The following is a 16,960-nucleotide window of genomic DNA, read 5'->3' on the forward strand; positions in this document are numbered from 1 at the left end:
TCCCATCAGGATTGCAGTTGAGCCAGCCGCCGTGCGTTCGACGTGGCTGCGGCGTGAATCGGCTTGAGCCCTTCGCGCGCGATGCGGACGGCAACGCCGGAGAGCTGGCTGGCCGCGTTCGCTGTGCGGGCCGCGGTCTGCACGAAGGCATCGCTGCGCGCCGCCGCCTGCGCGGGGGTGACGCTGCCGGCCATCGAGAAGAAGGCCGTCGTGCCCTGGAGCCATTGCTGCAGCGCCTTGTTGGCCAGCGAGAAATGGCTGCTGTGCCACTGCTTGACCATCGCGATGCCCGATTCGCTCGCCGCGGCGAGCTTCTCGTGCCCCATCAGCTGGAATTCCGCGAGATCGTCCGCGGTGGGGGTGAGGCCGGCTTTGGCGATGCGCTCGGTCCGCATGCGGATCACCGAGCCGGAGGACAGCAGCATCTCGTTGGTCTTGAGGGCCAGGTCGAGCCACTGCATGAGCGGATGGGCCAGACGGGCGGTGGAACTGAGAGATGACATGTGGGGCCGATGCGTGAGGGGAGGAGAACCCACTATAGGCCTCGACCGTTTCGATTGCCGCAGTGCAACAACCATTGATCTGCATTCTTGTTGAACAAGTCCTACCTTGGGATGTGGAAATTACGTGCCGAGCCCCCGGCGGGTGCCATGGAAAGTAAATATGTAGCTTTCTCTCGCAATCCGCATCGGACGCTCACAACATGAAAAAATCGAATCCTTGCGCTCCCCTCCGGGCCGCCGTGTTCGCAGGCCTCCTGGGCTTGCTGGGCACGGCGGCCCACGCTTTTGGCGACGACACCCGTGGCTTCTACATCGACGGTGGCCACGCGCGGCACGGCGAAAAAGGCGATACCAACTCGGTCAGCGTCGGCATGACGGTGCCGTGGTCGTTCAGCGAACGGGCACCGGGAAGCCCGCTTTCCTCGTACCTCGACTTCTACGTGAGCAACTGGCATGCGCGTCCCTTGGACGACGGCCCGCGCAATTTCGTCCAGATCGGCGCGATCTACACCTTGCGCTACCGCTTCGGCGACGGCGCATCGCCCTGGTTCGCCGAAGGCGGCGTCGGCGCGACCTTGATGGACCACGTCTACCGCACGCCCGACCGCAGCTTCAGCACGGCCTTCCAGTTCACCGAGGTGCTCGGCATCGGGCGCAGCTTCGGCGACAACGGTGCGCACGAGATCTCGCTGCGGGTGCAGCACGTTTCGAACGGCGGCATCAAGAAGCCCAACCCGGGCGAGACCTTCCTGCGCCTGCGCTACACGTATCACTTCTGAGAGCTAGGGTAGACGACGGCGACGGCGCGCGCGCATCTCCATGACCAGGTAGGCGCCCAGCGCAACCGCCAGCGGCAGCAGGTAATAAAGCCCCCGGTACGCCAGCAGCGCCCCCAGCAGCGTGGCTTCGGGCACCTGGTACGACAGCAGCGCGACGAACACCGCCTCCAGCACGCCGAGCCCCGCCGGCACATGCGTGACGACGCCGGCCACCGCCGCCACCAGCAGCACCGCGAGCACGTGCGGATAGCCGACCTGGCCCTGCAGCAGCAGCCAGATCACGCCGCCCATCAGCGACCAGTTCAGGCACGACATCGCCAGCTGCAGCAGCGCCATCGCGAGCCCCGGCGTCTTGAACGCATGGCCGCGCACGCGCCACACGCGCCCCGCCGAGAAAGCGCACAGCGCCAAGTAACCCGCCGACACCGCCAGCAGCACCGCGCCGAGCACGCGCAGGCCGCCGCTCCCGATCTTCCATTCCGGCGGCAGCGCCATCGGCCAGAAGCAGAAGGCCGCGCCGGCCACCACCAGATAGCCGAGCCAGTTGGTCAGCATGCTGAAGCCCAGCACGCGGGTGATGGTCTCGCCGCCCAGGCCCAGGCGCGAATAGAGCCGGTAGCGAAAGGCCACGCCGCCGACCAGCGAGCCGAAATTCAGGTTGAAGGCGTAGCTGATGAAGGTCACGCCCATCACGGTGCCGGCGCCGAGCTTGTGCCGCGTGAGGTGCCGGCCGAGCAGGTCGTAGGTGCTGTAGAGCACGAAACTGCAGGCGGCCAGCGCGCCGGCCGCCAGGAGCGTGGTCGCGGGCAGCGCGCGGATCGCCTCGAGCACCTCGCCCCAGTCGATGGCGCGCGCCTGGTTCACCAGCAGCCAGGCGACGAGCCCGAAGAAGCCCCACACGACCACCCTGCGGGCCCAGGGCCACCAGGACTGGCGAGCGAGTGCCATCGTGGTCATGAGCTCATGCCGCTTCCGTCGGCGTGGCGCCGCCGGCGTGCTCGTTGTTCTTCTCGTTTTTCTGCCGTTCGGCAAGATCCGTTGCCTCCGCGGGCGTCAGGCGCGGCGCGTGGCGCGGCAGGCGGTCCAGCCACGCGGGATACCAGCGCAAGAAGTGAAAGATGAAGAAGCTGCGCACCAGCCGCCATCCGCTCCACTCGCTCGCGAGGTCCGCCGTGTCGATCTGCTTGCAGCTGTGCTGCATGAGCTGGTCCATGCGCTGCCACAGCACCTCGTTGAAGGCCTTGTCGCGCACGATGACGTTGGCTTCGAGATTGAGCGACAGGCTCAGCGGATCGAGGTTGCTCGAGCCCACCGTGCTCCAGCGATCGTCCATCAGCGCGACCTTGCCGTGCAGCGGCCGGTCGCAGTACTCGTAGATGCGCACGCCCGCGTGCAGCAGGTGGTGGTACAGCATGCTCGCGGCCGTCTTCACGATCGGCATGTCGGGCTCGCCCTGCAGGATGAGCCGCACGTCCACGCCGCGGCGCGCCGCGCGCCGCAACTCCTTGATGAGCCGGTAGCCCGGAAAGAAGTACGCGTTGGCGATCACGATGCGCCCGCGCGCCGAGCGGATTGCGGCGCGGTAGTGGCGCTCGATGTCGTTGGTGTGGCGGCGGTTGTCGCGCGTGACGAACATCGCGTCGGCTTCGCCCGCCGTGCGCTGGCGCACCGATGGCGCCTGCTTCAGCCGCCGCCGGAACCAGCCCGCGCCCTTGCCGCCGACGGCGATGGCGCGCAGCACGAACTGGTGGATCTCCGCCACGATCGGGCCCGCGAGCTCCACCGCGTAGTCCTGCTTGGCCTTCGGACCGAAGTCGAGCAGGTGGTCCGCGGAATAGTTGATGCCGCCGACAAAACCGCGCTCCCCATCGACCACCACGATCTTGCGGTGCATGCGGCGGAACACGTTCAGCCGCTGTCCCAGGAAGCGCTGGCCGGGGTCGAACACCCGCACCTTGACACCCACCGAGGTCAGCCCCTCGATGAATTCGCGCGAGAGATCGGGCGAGCCGAAGCCGTCGATCATCAGGTCGACCTTGGCGCCACGCTGCGCCGCTTCGCGCAGCGCCGCATGCAGCGCCAAGCCCACCTTGTCCTCGAACAGGATGAAGGTCTCGACGATCACTTCGCGCTGCGCTCCGCGGATCGCGTCGAACACGCGCGGAAAGAATTCCTCGCCGTTCTCGAGCAGCTCGATGCGATTCCCGCCGACCCAATGGTTGCCGTTGCTCATGGTGCAGCCCGCTTCAGAGATCGATGTCCGCCACCAGCGGGGCGTGGTCCGAGAGGTGCGACCACGGCCTGCGCGGCAGCACCACCGGCGCGTGCACGCCGGCATTGCGCACGTAGATGCGGTCCAGCGCCAGCACCGGGAAGCGCGAGGGAAACGTCCTCGCGGCCCGGCCGTTGGCATGCACGAACACCTCGCGCAGCGCGGCGCCTTTTTCCAGCACCTCGTGCGCGCGGCCGCGCCAGTCGTTGAAGTCGCCCGCGACGATCAGCGGCGCATCGGCCGGCACTTCGTCGCGCACGATGTGGCAGAGCAGTTCGAGCTGCTGCTGGCGGTGCGCCTCGGCCAACCCCAGGTGCGCGCAGATCACATGCACGTCGATCGTGCGGCCCGGCAGGCGCAGCACGCAGTGCAAGAGGCCGCGCTTCTCGGGGCCGCTCACCGACACGTCGTGGTTGCGGAAATGCACGATCGGAAACTTCGACAGCACCGCGTTGCCGTGATGGCCCTTCGGGTACACGGCGTTGCGGCCGTAGGCGAACTGCGGCCACATGGTGTCGGCCAGGAATTCGTAGTGCGGTGCCTCCGGCCAGTTGCTCACCTTGCGCGAATGGCGCGAGTGCGTGCCCAGCACTTCCTGCAGGAACACCACGTCGGCGCCGACTGTCCGCACGGCTTCCCGCAACTCGGGAAGGATGAACTTGCGGTTGAGCGCGGTGAAGCCCTTGTGGGTGTTCACCGTCATGACCTTCAGCGAGGTCGGTGCGGGCGCGGCGGCAGCGGTTGGAATCGGGGAGGAAGACATCGGTTCTGGCGTTGTACGTGGCCGCGCCGGGCCCGCCTGTAGGAACGCGCCACCTTCTTCCGTGCCTTTCGCGCGCGGGCGGCGGGCTCCTACAGCCGGGACTGCCCCACCCCGACACGCCCGGCGCGAAGGGCCTCCTACGGTGATTTCAGGGCTGCGAGAAGGCGGCCCAAGGTTCTCCATCCATCACTCTCGAGAGACAAGCAAAAGGAACTCACCATGAAGCAGCAGACCACTATTTTTCGGGGCACGGTGCTCGCCGTGCTGATGGCCGCGGCCGGCGGCGCGATGGCCCAGGCGACGTCCATTCCCGCGCAGCCCGATCCGTCGGTCGGCGGGCAGGCCAGCACGATGACGCCGGCTGGCGTGGCCAATCCGCCGCAGCGCCCAGACAACTCGATGCCCGCCTCCCGCGAGGCCGTGAAGGCCGAGGCGCGCGCGCAGAACCGCAACAACGCCAACAGCATGGTGCCCAAGGGCGAGGCGACGACCACGGTCAACCACCAGCCCAATGCCATGCCACGGCCGACCGGGGAGCAGTCCCGCGCCGAAGTCAGCCAGCAGGCGCGCAAGGTCAAGCCGCAGTTCGGGCAGAAGGGCGAGCGTCCGGAAGTGCCGACCAATCCGACCGAGAAGACCGGTACGCCGCAGTAACGCGCTCGTCCGGCAAGAAAAAGCCCGCAAAGCTCGAAGCGCTGCGGGCTTTTTTTCATGACCTGCCGTCACCGGCGGGTTGGCGACTCAGCTCTTGGCGGGCGCCGTGTCATGCGGGCCACCGTGGCCGCCATGCCCGCGGTGGAAACGGCCACCGGCATGCACCGTTTCGGCATCGAAGGTCTTCTGCTGCTCGGGCGTCAGCGCGGCATAGAAGGCCTTGGTGGCCTCGGCGCGCTTGGCGAACATCGCGCTGCGTTCGGCATGGCGGGCCTGCATGCGTTCCAGGCGCTCGGGCGTGGTCAGCTTGGCGAACTCGGCGCGGTCCATGCGCTGCGGACGGGCACCGGCCGGCGGCTGGTTGGCCGTGGTGTAGGTGGTCCACGCGCTTTCCTGCGCGGCGGTCAGCTTGAGCTTGTCCTTCAGCGCGGCCAGGCGCTTGGCACGGTGCTCCTTCATGCGCTCCATACGCTGGGCCGGGTCCATGCGCTTGTGCTGCGCCTTGGGGGCGGCGGTGGTGTCGGCCTGGGCCACGGCAGCGGCGGGCGCCGCGGGGGTGGTGGTTGCGGCCGGCGCTTGTGCGAAGGCACCCGAAGAGGCGAGGGCGGCGGAGCCCAGCAGGCTCGCCCAGACGATGCGTTGGCGAAGAGAAATCATGAAAAGTGCTTCCTTTCGAAGAAGCCCGCCGCCGATGGGCAGCAGGTGAAGCGAAGTGTGGAAGACCTCTGTATCGCCTCCGTTAGCCCGAAGTGAGCTTGCGTAAAGAATGGTGAATCGCACCCTCGCGCACAGCGGCTCAGCCGAGCTGGCCATTCTGGAAGTCGTGCACCGCCTGCTTCACTTCCTCCTGCGTGTTCATCACGAACGGTCCGTACTGCGCGATCGGTTCGTGCAGCGGCCGGCCCGCGATGAGCAGCGCGCGCGCCGGGCTGTGGTTGGTGGCGCCCGCGCGCAGCACCACGCCGTCGCTGCCCGCATCGTTGGCAAGGATCGCCATGCGGCGTGTCGGCACTTCGCTGCCCGCGATCCAGAGCGACTCGCGGAACACGTAGACCAGCGCGTTGTGGTCCGCCGGCAGCGGCTGCGCGAACTCGGCGCCCGGCGGCAGCGTGACGTCCAGGTAAAGCGGCTCGGTGTGCGCGCGCAGCACCGCGCCTTCGATGCCGTGGCTCGTGCCGGCGATCACGCGCACGTGCACGCCTTCGGCGGTGGTGTATTCGGGAATTTCTTCGCTCTGGATGTCGCGGTACCAGGGCTCGCGCATCTTGTCCTTGGCGGGCAGGTTGAGCCAGAGCTGAAAGCCTTCCATGAGGCCTTCCTCCTGCTCGGGCAGTTCGCTGTGCACGAGGCCGCGGCCGGCGGTCATCCATTGCACGCCGCCGTTCTCGAGCAGCCCTTCGTGGCCGGCGCTGTCGCGGTGTCGCATGCGGCCCGCGATCATGTAGGTGACGGTTTCGAAGCCGCGGTGCGGATGGTTCGGAAAGCCGCCGATGTAGTCGCCCGGGTTGTCGCTGCCGAAGGCATCGAGCATCAGGTACGGATCGAGCCGTTTCTGCAACGGCTGCTGCAGCACGCGGGTGAGTTTGACGCCGTCGCCGTCGCTGGTGGAGACACCGGCCACGATGTGGTCGAGGCCGCGGGGCGCGACAACGGGTTCGGTGGGGTGGTTGGCGTTTTTCTTCATGCGGCCCATGGTGTCACTAACCCGCTGACCGCACCACCGGTGGGGATGAGCGCGGGCTCCGCGAGAAGATCGGGGACGCAAGGCCCGCCGCCTGCTTACGTGCGCTCTTCTCCGAACCAGTTGCCATGAAAGCCGACCGGCACGCGGTGCGGCAGCGACGCCGTGCAGACCGGTCCCTTGGCGATCGCGCACGCATCGAAGATCACGAGATCGCTGGTGTTGGTCGCGCCGCGCCACACGGTCGCGAGCAGCCAGCCGTCGCCTTCTTCCGCATCGGGCGAACGGGGCACGAAGACGCCTTCCGACACCACGTCGGGCGCAGGGAACATGTACATGTCGCGCCCGGCCTCGGTCTTGGGCCTCGTGAGGTCGATGTGCAGCAGGCCCGCATAGAGGCGCGGCGACCCGCCGGGCGCCGCTTCGGCGTGGCACGCATACCAGCCGTGGCGGTAGGGCAGGCCGGCGAAGCGATCGTCCATGCGCGGGAATTCGCCCGGGATTTCCGCGAGCCGCGTCCGTGTGAACTCATGCGACGGGTTCGACAGGTCGAACTGCCAGCGCACCAGCCAGCTCGGCGACGGCACGTCGCTGGCGGGCGAGCCGTCGGGCTTCGGAAAAAGGGGCGGCGTGTCGAACTGGAACACGTCGGCAAACAGGCTGCCGTCGGCCTCCCAGGCGTTCATGACGTGGAACGCATAGCAGCTCGGGCCTCGCCACCAGACGATGTCGGCCGTGCTGCCGTCGCGCGGCATCAGGCCGACGCGGGTGCCGTGTTCGGGCTCCCAGGCGTAGGGCGGTCGGCCGCTCTGGGCACGCTCCAGGCTGGCGGTGAGCGGCATGACGGGGAACATCACGTAGCGGTCGGTCGCCATGAAGTCGTGGACCATGCTGGCGTAGGGCGCCTCGAAATGCTCGAAGCGCGTGACGCGGCCCTCGGGCGAGATCACACCGAAGCTCATGCCGTTCGAGAGGCGCGTCGGCGTGCCATAGCCAAAGAACAGCAGCTCGCCGGTGCGCGGATCGGTCTTCGGGTGGGCGGTGAAACTGCCGCTCAGGGCGCCGTCGAAATCGGTGGCGCCCAGGGTGGCGAGCGTGGGCAATTCGAAGCCGATCGGCAGATGCGCCTCCTCGAGCGCGAGCAGGCGGCCGGCATGGGCGATCACGTTGGTGTTGCCGGTGCCGTCGTGCTTCGGCGGAGGTCCGTCGCCGACCGTCGCCTTCTGGAAGCTGCTGGTCAGGTCCCGCCCTTCGGTGGCGGCTCGCCAGAGGTCGGTGCGCAGCCAGCGATTGCGGTAGTGCACCTGGCCGTCGGCCAGGGTGAACGAATGCAGCATGCCGTCGCCCGCGAACCAGTGCGCCTTGGGGTCCGGCACCACCGGGTTCGGGCCGTTGCGCACCAGCGTGCCGCGAAGACCCTCGGGCAGGGTGCCTTGCAGGGGCAGCGGGCCGAGCGCCGTTTCGAAATCGATCGGGCCCATGTTGGGCGGCGGGGCATTGCGGGGAAGGGTGATGTCGTTCATCGGGGCTCCTGGGTTCGAGGGGAGATCGCCCGATATCTTGCGGCATCCGCGCTCCCTTCGAACCCCACAAAACACCCAGGGAGGGGCCGGGCCGTCTTTCCGTCCAACACCGCGGAACCGGCTCTGCCGGGCCGCAGGTATTGCCCCCGGTAGGGGAAAAGCGACGCAGCACGAAGTGCGCGCAGCCTCGGGACGAGCCTTACCTGGGCCACTGCTGGCGCTGCCAGTAGCGGTATTGCCAGTGCGTTTGAAAACCGGCGCGCCGATAGAGCGACAGCGCCGGATGATTCTGCGCATCGACCTGCAGGAACACCCGCTCGAACCCCTTCGTCAACGCCGCTTGCGCCAGGCCGGCCAGCACGCGCCCCGCCAGTCCCCGGCCCCGGTGCGCCTTGTCGGTCCGCATGCCGTGCACGCTGGCCCAGCCATGTCCGAAAGCCATCGCACCTGCGGCCACCGTGCGGCCGTTTTCGCGCACGCTGGCATAGAGCGAGCCCTTGGCGCGGGCCAGCGCACGCACGCGATGGGCGCCGTCCACCGGATCGAAGCCCTCGCCGAGAAACAGCGCCGCCCAGGCGTCGTCGGGTGCGCGGTCGACATCGGCCAATGCGCCGGCACCGGCACCAGTTCCCGCGGCCGCGACTTGCCGCATCTGCCGCACCGTTCCGATCTGCACGCAGGTGGGGTTGTCTTCGACGTAGTGCCGCCGCTCCAACTCGGCCCGCAGGCTGTCGAAGCACTCGGCGTCGGCCAGCCGCAGCGCCGGCACGACCTGGCGGCTGTCGTAGCGGTCCTCGATGCGATCGAGCGTGCCGGCGTCCACCGCGCTGCGGTGCAGGGGAACCGCCGACCTCGCGCGCTTGACGGTGCCGCCGTCGAAGGGCAGCAGCCAGCCGTCCAGTTCTTCTGACGCCTCGGGCGACACCGCCGCGACAGTGGCGCGCTCGATGGCCTCGATGTCGGCAATGCTCGGCGCTGTGGTCATTGGATGTTGGCTTCCGGTGGGGTGTACTTGGCGGCCGCCACGCTCTTGAGCAGTGCCTCTCGCTGGTTGCGGCTGATGCCGCGCACGCTTTCGGCGACCCACTTGGTGCGGTCCGAGTCGATGTGTCCGTCGCGCCGCCATTGCTCGAGCACGGCTTGCGGCTTGTGCAGCATCGCGGCGAGCCAGACGGCCTGTGCGGGCTCCAGCGTGCGCGCGCTGCGCTTGAAGTAGCGCCGCGCCGCCGCCTCGGCGCCGCAGATGTTGCCGCCCCAGGGCGCGTTGTCCAGATAGAGCTGCAGGATGCGGGCCTTGCCCAGCGTCTGCTCCATCTCGACCGCGTAGAGCATTTCGCGCAGCTTGCGCTCGGCCGTGCGGTCGCTGCCGGTCACCAGCAGCTTGGCGAGTTGCTGCGTGAGCGTGCTGCCGCCGCGCTTGGTCTGGCCTTCCTTCTGGTTGTTGTCGATCGACGCGAGGATCTCGGTGATGTCGTAGCCCGCGTGCGTGAAGAAGCGCTGGTCCTCCGCCGCGATGACGGCACGCGCGAGCCAGCTGTCGTTGGCCAGCTTGGCGGACGGGCCGCAACTGGTGCGCGCCCCGAGCATCGCCTCGGTGCCCAACCCCTGGACGGTGAACTGGCTGATGACGGGCTGCACCGCGAAAGTGGCTTCGGGCAAGACCAGCTGGGCGCTCAATGCGAGCGTGCCGCCGATGCGCGCGCGCTGAAGCTCGGGCAGCGTGGGCACCAGCACCGCATACCAGCGCGCGATGGGCGCATCCTGGACCTTGGCGGCGAGATGCAGGTTCTTCGGGGCGAGGCGGCCTTCCCACGTGCCCTGGAGCATGTCCGTCTCGGTGGTCCGGGGCGTGGCTTCGAACGTGCCGGTCAGGGTGTTGCCGTCGCGCCGAACGGTGGCGACCAGGCGCTCGACCTTGAGCGGCTGCGTGCCGAGCGCCGGCACCTCGATGCTGCAAGGTTCGCAGCGCATTTCCTGCAGGCCGGCCGCCTCTTTCCAGCTGAAGCGCACGGTGCCGAAACGGGTGTCGAGCGAATGGCCGTCCAGCCGCGGCGCGAACCACGGCGACGTGGCCAGCCGCATGGCCGTCGGCACGCCGATCTCGAAATCGAGCGGGCCGGCCTTCACCGACGTGCTCCATTCGCCCGCCGCCGGTGCCAGCGCGATCTTGACTATCAAAAAGATAGCTACAAACGCTGTCAACACGAGGGCCAGCAGCCCGAAAAGCACAAATCGCAGGGTCTTCTTCACAAACACGCTCTCACATCGGTCTCGCCACCGTGACGGCTTGCCACGGACCGGTCGACTGTCCACTGGCCGCCGACCAATACCAGGCTGAAGTGTCGGTGAAAGCCGTGCCTTGGGCATCGACGATGCGCTCGCAAACCCGGAACTTTTGCGCGCCGTGCCGTTGCGCAACAAAACAGCGCCACAAACGCTCCTGCGCGTCGCGTTCCAGCCGCGCCTGTTGGATGCGGTAGCCGAGCGCGCGGTAGCAGTCCGCGGCCGGATGGAGCATGCGGGTGGGCTGCTTCACCTCGCGCATCACGAGCGTCTGGGTGCCGTCCGTCATGCGTCCGATGGCGCCGGGGAAGCGGTCGGCGAAACGCTGCTCGACTTCGCTCAATGCGAGCGGGCGCAACGGAACTCCGTCCCACTGGCTCGGCCACTCGTGCGAGACGGCCATCGCTTCGGGCGTGGCCGGTGCCCGCAGCGCCGCCGCGGTCGACCACAACATGCACAGCAGCATCGCCAGCGCGAAGGCCGTCTTGTGGCCGATGCGGTTGATGAAATGGTTGGCGAACCAGCGCTCAAAGAACGGTGTCGACATGGCGGCCTCCTTGTGTGGTGATAAGGCCCTGAATGGGGTGATCGGCCGGCTCCGGCACGGTGCGTGCAGGCACCATCAGGCGGGCGATGCAGCCGCACACGGACGCCAGCACGACCAGGCCCAGCGCGTTGTGCGCCCACGGCGCCAATGCATGGCCCGCGCCTTCGGACGCGATGAGCACGCTGTTGCGCACGATGTTGCCGGCCAGCACCAGCAGGCCGACCATCGGCAGGCGTCGCAGGAACGCCTTGTCGCTGCGGCGCGCCCACAGCGCGACGGCACAGGCGGCGAAGTAGCCCAGCCACACCATCTGCACGCCGGAGCAGGGCGCATCGACGATCACCAGGCGGCCATCGACCATCAGGCTCGTGCCTTCGCGCACCACGTCGAAACCCGGCGCGAGCAACCAGCGGCTGGCCTCGGCCGTCACCACGCGCAGCGGATAGCCCGCATAGAACTGCAGCGACGACAGCAGCGGCAGAGCGAGCACCGCGAGTCCCACCACCGGCAGCGCGGCGACGCGCCTCGGCAGAAAAGCCAGCAAGCCACAGGCCAGTGCCAGCACCGCCACCAATCCTGCCGCCAGCGGCGGCAGCGCCGGCACGACACCGAGCCCCGCGCGCAGCACCGTGGCAAGCACGGTGCCCACGCCCGCCAGCGCCAGCCAGCCCAGCCGCGGCGAAGCGCGCAACTCGCGCCGGCATTGCCACGCCAACGCAGCCAGTGCAACCAATGCCACCAGACCCAGTGGATCGTCGGAGCCGTCGCGCATGCGCTGGACCATCCACGCCCAGGTGGGTGCGAGCGCGGCGAACTGCAGCGCAAGCCAGGCGGCGGCCGGCGTGCGGTCGATGTGAATGCCCCAGTCCACGATGCGCGGATGACGGTGGGCGAGCGTTGCCAGAGACATGTTTTTCTTCCCGCTCGTTCAGGAGGTGAACCGGCGCGCGTCGTTGCGGCGCGCACGACGGCGCAGCATGGCGAGCATCGACAGCACGACGGCAATGGCGCCGAGCGTTTCGGGTTCGGGCGTGCTGGGCACCTCGGCGCCCAACGCCGGGATTGCAAGGTCGCTCACGCCTTGGGGCATCGGCAGCGGCTGGTTCACATCGACGCTGTTCTGCGGCGCCAGGTTGCGCACCACCTTGTCGACCGCGATGAAGCTCGTGTACTGCGTGAGCAGGCTGTACTTCAGGCCCAGCTCGGTGATGCGCTCCTTGAAGGCCGCGCCGCCTTCGAGCGTTTCCTGGTCGCTCAGGCTCTGGATGCGATGGCGTGCCCACAGCGTGCGCAGGGCCGCGGTGTCCAGGCGGGTGCGGTCGTCGATGCGCACCTCCTGGCGGTACGGGCCGCTCGCGCTCCGGCCTTCGATGATCACGCGGCCCTTGGGGTCGCCACGCCATTTGCCGAACACGATCACCGGGCGCTCGCCGAGCACGTCGGGCAGTGCTTGCGGTTCCACGTCGTACACGTCGAGGCCGCCGAAAGTGGCCTTCACACTGGTGAGCACCGGCGACTCCACCATGCGGCGAAAGCGCGCGGCCTGCTCCGGGGCCTGAACAGGGTCGGTGATGATGAACGGCTCGCCCATGCCGGCGCGTGCAATGCCTTCCATCAGGCTGCGGTTCACGGAAGAACCGATGCCGAAGGCGAACACGTTGGCCTTGGAGAGGTTGTTGCGCACCAGGTCGAAGGCTTCGCGCTCGACCGTCACGTAGCCGTCGGTCACCACGACAACGGTGCGCGACACGTTCTCTTCCTTCGGCTCGGCATAGACGCGCTTCAACGCAGGGATCAGCTCGGTGCTGCCGCTGCCGCTGTAGTTCTTGATCGTCGCGAGCGCCTGCTCGATGTTGGCGCGCGTGGCCGGCACCGACTTCGGCGAGAGCATCTTGTTGCTGCCCGAGAAGAGCAGCACGTTGAAGGTGTCGCTCGGGCGCAGGCCGCCGATCAGGCGTTCGAGCACCGTCTTGGCGGTGTCGAGCGGAAAGCCATGCATCGAGCCCGAGATGTCGACCACGAAGATGTAGTCGCGCGGAGAAATCGCGCTGGCGGCCACGGCCTTCGGGGGCTCGACCATCGCGAGGAAGAAGTTCTCGGCGTTCTCGCCCTGGCCCTTGTAGAGCATCAGGCCCGATTCGATTTTCTCGCCCGCGAGCCGATAGTCGAGCACGAAGTCGCGGTTGTCGGCAGGGCGGCCATCGGCCACGAGTGCGATATCGGCATGCTGGTCTTCGTCGCTCTTCTTCACGTCGATGGCGTGGGTGGTCGAGCGCACTTCCTTCAGGCCCATCGGCGTGTCGATGGTGGCCTTCAGCTTGAAGCTGGTGCTCGGTGCGACGCCCGCGTGCAGCGTGGGTTGCGCAGCCCACTTGGCTTGTGCGTTTTCCGATTGCGGACTGTTGTAGCGCGGTCCGACCACGGTCGGGAACACGAACTCATAGTTGCCCGATTGCGGCACCAGGAGCTCGGTGTAGCGCAGCTCCACCTTCACGTCGTCGCCGGGCAGGATGTTGGCGACGTTCATCTGGAACACGTTCGGCAGATGCTGCTCAAGCAGCGCGGCGGTCTTGCCTTCTTTCTTGGCAGTGTCGTATTCGATCTGCGCTTGCTTCTTCTCGCGGATCTGCGCGGTGATCAGGCGATCAGCCAACCGGACGTTGAGGCCGCTCACGGCAGCCTTGGTCGAACCGGGGAACACGTATTTGGCCTCGATCGCGCGCTGGCCTTCGTTGCGGTAGGTCTGCGTGACCGTGACATCGGCGATCACGCCCGAGATCTTCACGGCGACTTCCGTGCCCTTGAGCGGCAGGCGGTCGACCGAAGGGTCGTCGCTCTTGACGAAGAAATAGGGGCTCTCGGTCTTCAGGCGCGGTCCGGCAGGCGCTTCCTGCGCATGCACCGGGCGCAGGCCCATGGCGATGAAGCCCGCGGTCGCCAGGCTCACGGTGGCGAGCCAGAGCCAGCGGCCGGGGCGTGGGGTGGTGGTGGCATCCATGGCGGGGGTCCTTGTCCGTGCGAACTTGCACGGCCGCAACTTTCTTTGCCGCACGAGAAGGCAGTTGGAAGGCTCGTTGAAGTCACCGGCCACGAACGCCGCGCTGTGTGAAGCCTGTGTGAAGTGACCCCGCACCGGCGCTTCACACAAGCTTCGGATCGCGCAGGGAGCATCGCGGCTCCGCCACCGAAGAGGAGAAAAAATCATGCTTCAGTTCCTGAAGGCACTTCAGACATCCGTGCTGGCCAAGGTGGCCGGCCTGTTCTTCCTGACGCTGCTGCTTTGCATTCCGCTCGCGGAGATCGACTCGATCAACAACGCACGCGGCGAGAGCCAGCGCGAAGCCGCCCAGGAACTCGCCGCCACCTATGCCAGCAGCCAGACCATGATCGGTCCGCTGTTGCTGGTTCCGTATGTCGAGCGCTGGATGGAGCCGCTGCGCGATGCGCAAGGCAAGGTGATCGGCCAGGAGCAGCGCAGCAAGGAAATGGTCCATGCGGTGTTTCCCGACAAGCTGCACATCGAAGGCTCGATGACGCCGCAGGAGCGTTATCGCGGCATCTTCAAGATTCCGTTCTATACGCTCAACGCCGCGCTGAGCGGTGGTTTCACGGCTTTCGATCCCAAGGTCCTGCCTCACAGCGAGACCGACTCGAAGATCGAGTTCAAGGCGCCTTTCATCGCCTTCAACGTGAGCGACCTGCGCGGCCTCGACGGCTCGCCGGCGCTGGTGATGGGCGGCGAGGCGCTGCGTTTCAAGCAACGCGTGCCGGGCCTTGCCGACAACGCCTGGTTCGCCGATGGCATCCATGCGCCGATCACTGGTGCCGCACTCGCCGCATGGCAGGCCAACACCCCGCTGACCTTCGAGATGAAGCTTGGCCTGGTCGGCCAGGACACCCTCGCCATTGCGCCCATCGCCGACAACACCACCGCGCGCCTCACCTCGCCCTGGGCGCACCCCAGCTTCGGTGGCCGCTTTCTCGCTGCGCAGCGCAACGTGACGCCACAGGGCTTCGATGCGCAATGGCGCATCTCGTCGCTCGTGACCTCGGCGCGCGAACAGGTACGCGCCGGACTCTCCGGCCGCGTCGATGGCAGCGACGCAGCCGCGACGGCAAGCAGCGCCCGTCCGCAACGCAATCTCGGTCCGCTGCAGACCTTCGACGTGTCGCTCGCGCAGCCGATCAACGTCTATTCGATGAGCACGCGCGCCGGCAAGTACGGCATGCTCTTCATCGGCCTGGTGCTGATGGCGGCCTTCATGTTCGAACTGTTCCGCAAGTTGCGCCTGCACCCGATCCAGTACGGCCTGGTCGGTCTTTCGATCGCGCTGTTCTTCCTGCTGCTGCTCGCGCTGTCCGAGAAGTTCGCGTTCTGGATCGCCTATGCGGGCGCAGCCAGCGCAAGCGTCGCACTGCTCGCCGTGTACTTCAGCGCCGTGCTCGGCGGCTGGCGGCGCGGCTTGTCGTTCGGTGCCTTCATCGCGCTGTTGTATGGCGCGCTCTATGGGCTGCTCGCCTCCGAAAGCAATGCGCTGCTGCTCGGCGCGCTGCTGATCTTCGGCATGCTGTCCGCGCTGATGCTGGTGACGCGCAAGGTCGACTGGTATGCGCTGTCGCGGCGCGCCGAACCTGCGGTACCCGCAGCACAAGGCGCATGAAACGCCTGCGGTTCGCGCTCGGCGCCCTCGGCTGGCTGGTGCTGGCAGCACTGTGGTTCTGGTCCTGGCACCTGAAGGACCCGCATCTGCGCTTCATGCGTGCATGGGAGTTGCCGGTCCTGCTGGGTGCGCTGGGTGTGAGTGCGGTGATCGCATGGTGCTTCGGCCGCCGCGCACTGCGGCCCGTGTCGCTGGGCCTGGTGTTTGCCGCGCTGCTCACCGCCCTCGGAAATGAAGCGGTGAGCCTGCATCGCCGTGCCGAGGTGCCCGCTTCATCCGGCCCTGTGGCGCAGATGCTCGGTGCCCATTTCATGGTCGGCTACGACGATGCGAAAGACCTGCACGAGCTCGCTCGCAAGGGCTTGATCGGCGGCGTGTTCATCACGGGCCGCAATGTGAAGGGACGCACGGCCATCGAGTTGCGCAAGGAGATCGACGACTTGCAGACGCTGCGCCGCGAAGCCGGCCTGCCTCCGCTGATCGTCGCGACAGATCAAGAGGGCGGCGCCGTGTCGCGCCTCTCGCCTCTGATCGAACGCCAGCCCGGCCTCTCCACGCTCATCGACGCCGACGTGCCCGAGGCCGAACTTGCACAGCGCGCCCACGCCTACGGCGCGCAGCAAGGCCGCTCGCTTGCCGCGCTCGGCATCACGCTCAACTTCAGCCCCGTGGTCGACCTGCGCACCGGACGCGCGCCGGGCCGGTGGGACTTCCACACCCGCATCGACGAACGCGCCATCTCGGCCGATCCCGCACTCACCGCGCAGGTGGCGCTCGCTTACGAGCAAGGCCTCGAGTCGGCTGGCGTGCGCGGCACGCTCAAGCACTTTCCCGGACTCGGCGACGTGACCGAAGACACGCACCACTTCGCCGCGACACTGCGCACGCCTGTGGCCCGACTTGCAACACATGACTGGAAGCCGTTTCAAGACGTGTCGAAAAACTCGAACGCCGCGATCATGCTCGGCCATGTGCTCGTTCCGGAACTCGATGCGGTCTATCCGGCCTCTTTCTCGCGCAAAATCGTGCAGCAGCTGATTCGCGGCGAGTGGGGCTACCAGGGCCTGCTCGTCACCGACGATCTGACGATGGGCGCGGCCTACAACCGCGGGCTGTGCGATGCCACGGTCCGCGCCCTCGATGCCGGTGTGGACCTGGTGTTGATCGCCTTCGACCACGACAAGTATTTCGACGCCATGCATTGCGCGCAACAGGCCGCGCAGCGCGGCGCACTCGACCTGCCGATGCTGGAACGCAGCGGCGCCCGCCGGCTCCAACCCCTTCGCTAGCCACT

General features: G+C 67.6%; 16 protein-coding genes. 4 read left to right on the forward strand and 12 right to left on the reverse strand.

Going from position 1 to position 16,960, the window contains the following annotated elements; translation table 11 throughout:
- Positions 1-5: 5 nt before the first annotated feature.
- The gene (locus J2W23_RS17905) at positions 6-503 is read right to left on the reverse strand and encodes a polyhydroxyalkanoate granule-associated phasin (RefSeq protein WP_307649666.1); all 498 of its coding nucleotides are present in this window, start codon (positions 501-503) and stop codon (positions 6-8) included.
- A 200-nt stretch (positions 504-703) separates the two neighbouring features.
- Between J2W23_RS17905 and J2W23_RS17910 the strand changes: the two genes are divergently transcribed.
- Positions 704-1,282, forward strand: coding sequence for an acyloxyacyl hydrolase (locus J2W23_RS17910; protein WP_307649667.1), 579 nt, complete (start codon positions 704-706; stop codon positions 1,280-1,282).
- 3 nt (positions 1,283-1,285) lie between these two features.
- On the opposite strand, the gene J2W23_RS17915 is transcribed toward J2W23_RS17910, so the two are convergent.
- The 3 genes from J2W23_RS17915 to J2W23_RS17925 are packed head-to-tail and all read right to left on the reverse strand — an operon-like array spanning position 1,286 to position 4,317.
- The gene (locus J2W23_RS17915) at positions 1,286-2,239 is read right to left on the reverse strand and encodes a lysylphosphatidylglycerol synthase domain-containing protein (RefSeq protein WP_307649668.1); all 954 of its coding nucleotides are present in this window, start codon (positions 2,237-2,239) and stop codon (positions 1,286-1,288) included.
- Positions 2,240-2,243: 4 nt separating this feature from the next.
- Positions 2,244-3,515: a cardiolipin synthase ClsB gene (gene clsB, locus J2W23_RS17920; protein ID WP_176661119.1), complete on the reverse strand. Its 1,272-nt coding sequence runs from the start codon at positions 3,513-3,515 to the stop codon at positions 2,244-2,246.
- Between the two features lie 13 nt (positions 3,516-3,528).
- Positions 3,529-4,317, reverse strand: a complete 789-nt coding sequence (locus J2W23_RS17925; RefSeq protein ID WP_176661118.1) for an endonuclease/exonuclease/phosphatase family protein — start codon at positions 4,315-4,317, stop codon at positions 3,529-3,531.
- A gap of 219 nt (positions 4,318-4,536) precedes the next feature.
- Here J2W23_RS17925 and J2W23_RS17930 point away from each other — a divergent pair, with 219 nt between their 5' ends.
- Entirely contained in the window at positions 4,537-4,971 is a 435-nt protein-coding gene (locus J2W23_RS17930) for a serine/threonine protein kinase (protein ID WP_176661117.1), read from the forward strand.
- Between the two features lie 87 nt (positions 4,972-5,058).
- Here the strand turns inward: J2W23_RS17930 and J2W23_RS17935 are convergent, their stop codons facing one another.
- The 8 genes from J2W23_RS17935 to J2W23_RS17970 all read right to left on the reverse strand — a co-directional run bounded on the left by J2W23_RS17935 (position 5,059) and on the right by J2W23_RS17970 (position 14,003).
- Positions 5,059-5,628 carry a Spy/CpxP family protein refolding chaperone gene (locus J2W23_RS17935; RefSeq protein WP_176661116.1) on the reverse strand — a complete coding sequence of 190 codons (570 nt, stop codon included), beginning with the start codon at positions 5,626-5,628 and terminating at the stop codon, positions 5,059-5,061.
- Between the two features lie 139 nt (positions 5,629-5,767).
- A complete protein-coding gene (locus J2W23_RS17940) occupies positions 5,768-6,664 on the reverse strand; it encodes a pirin family protein (protein ID WP_176661115.1) in 897 nt (298 codons plus the stop codon).
- Between the two features lie 86 nt (positions 6,665-6,750).
- Positions 6,751-8,175 (reverse strand): carotenoid oxygenase family protein, encoded by a 1,425-nt coding sequence (locus J2W23_RS17945; protein ID WP_307649669.1) that lies wholly within the window; start codon positions 8,173-8,175, stop codon positions 6,751-6,753.
- Positions 8,176-8,374: 199 nt separating this feature from the next.
- Complete coding sequence (locus J2W23_RS17950; RefSeq protein WP_307649670.1) at positions 8,375-9,160, reverse strand: GNAT family N-acetyltransferase; 786 nt, start codon at positions 9,158-9,160, stop codon at positions 8,375-8,377.
- Positions 9,157-10,353, reverse strand: a complete 1,197-nt coding sequence (locus J2W23_RS17955) for a biosynthetic peptidoglycan transglycosylase (RefSeq protein WP_307649671.1) — start codon at positions 10,351-10,353, stop codon at positions 9,157-9,159. Before J2W23_RS17955 ends, J2W23_RS17950 begins: the two co-directional genes overlap by 4 nt.
- Before the next feature lie 82 nt (positions 10,354-10,435).
- Positions 10,436-11,005, reverse strand: a complete 570-nt coding sequence (locus J2W23_RS17960) for a hypothetical protein (protein ID WP_176661111.1) — start codon at positions 11,003-11,005, stop codon at positions 10,436-10,438.
- Positions 10,986-11,915 carry an exosortase Q gene (gene xrtQ / locus J2W23_RS17965; RefSeq protein ID WP_307649672.1) on the reverse strand — a complete coding sequence of 310 codons (930 nt, stop codon included), beginning with the start codon at positions 11,913-11,915 and terminating at the stop codon, positions 10,986-10,988. The genes J2W23_RS17960 and xrtQ overlap by 20 nt, the downstream gene beginning before the upstream one ends.
- An 18-nt stretch (positions 11,916-11,933) precedes the next feature.
- Complete coding sequence (locus J2W23_RS17970; RefSeq protein WP_307649673.1) at positions 11,934-14,003, reverse strand: VIT and vWA domain-containing protein; 2,070 nt, start codon at positions 14,001-14,003, stop codon at positions 11,934-11,936.
- 205 nt (positions 14,004-14,208) lie between these two features.
- Here J2W23_RS17970 and creD point away from each other — a divergent pair, with 205 nt between their 5' ends.
- Together creD and J2W23_RS17980 are read left to right on the forward strand one after the other, a co-directional pair.
- The gene (gene creD / locus J2W23_RS17975) at positions 14,209-15,666 is read left to right on the forward strand and encodes a cell envelope integrity protein CreD (protein WP_307649674.1); all 1,458 of its coding nucleotides are present in this window, start codon (positions 14,209-14,211) and stop codon (positions 15,664-15,666) included.
- Positions 15,663-16,955 carry a glycoside hydrolase family 3 N-terminal domain-containing protein gene (locus J2W23_RS17980; RefSeq protein WP_307649675.1) on the forward strand — a complete coding sequence of 431 codons (1,293 nt, stop codon included), beginning with the start codon at positions 15,663-15,665 and terminating at the stop codon, positions 16,953-16,955. Before creD ends, J2W23_RS17980 begins: the two co-directional genes overlap by 4 nt.
- The last annotated feature ends 5 nt before the right edge of the window (positions 16,956-16,960 follow it).

It is taken from the genome of Variovorax boronicumulans (assembly GCF_030812215.1).
In the GTDB taxonomy this organism is placed as follows: Bacteria; Pseudomonadota; Gammaproteobacteria; order Burkholderiales; family Burkholderiaceae_C; genus Variovorax; species Variovorax boronicumulans_C.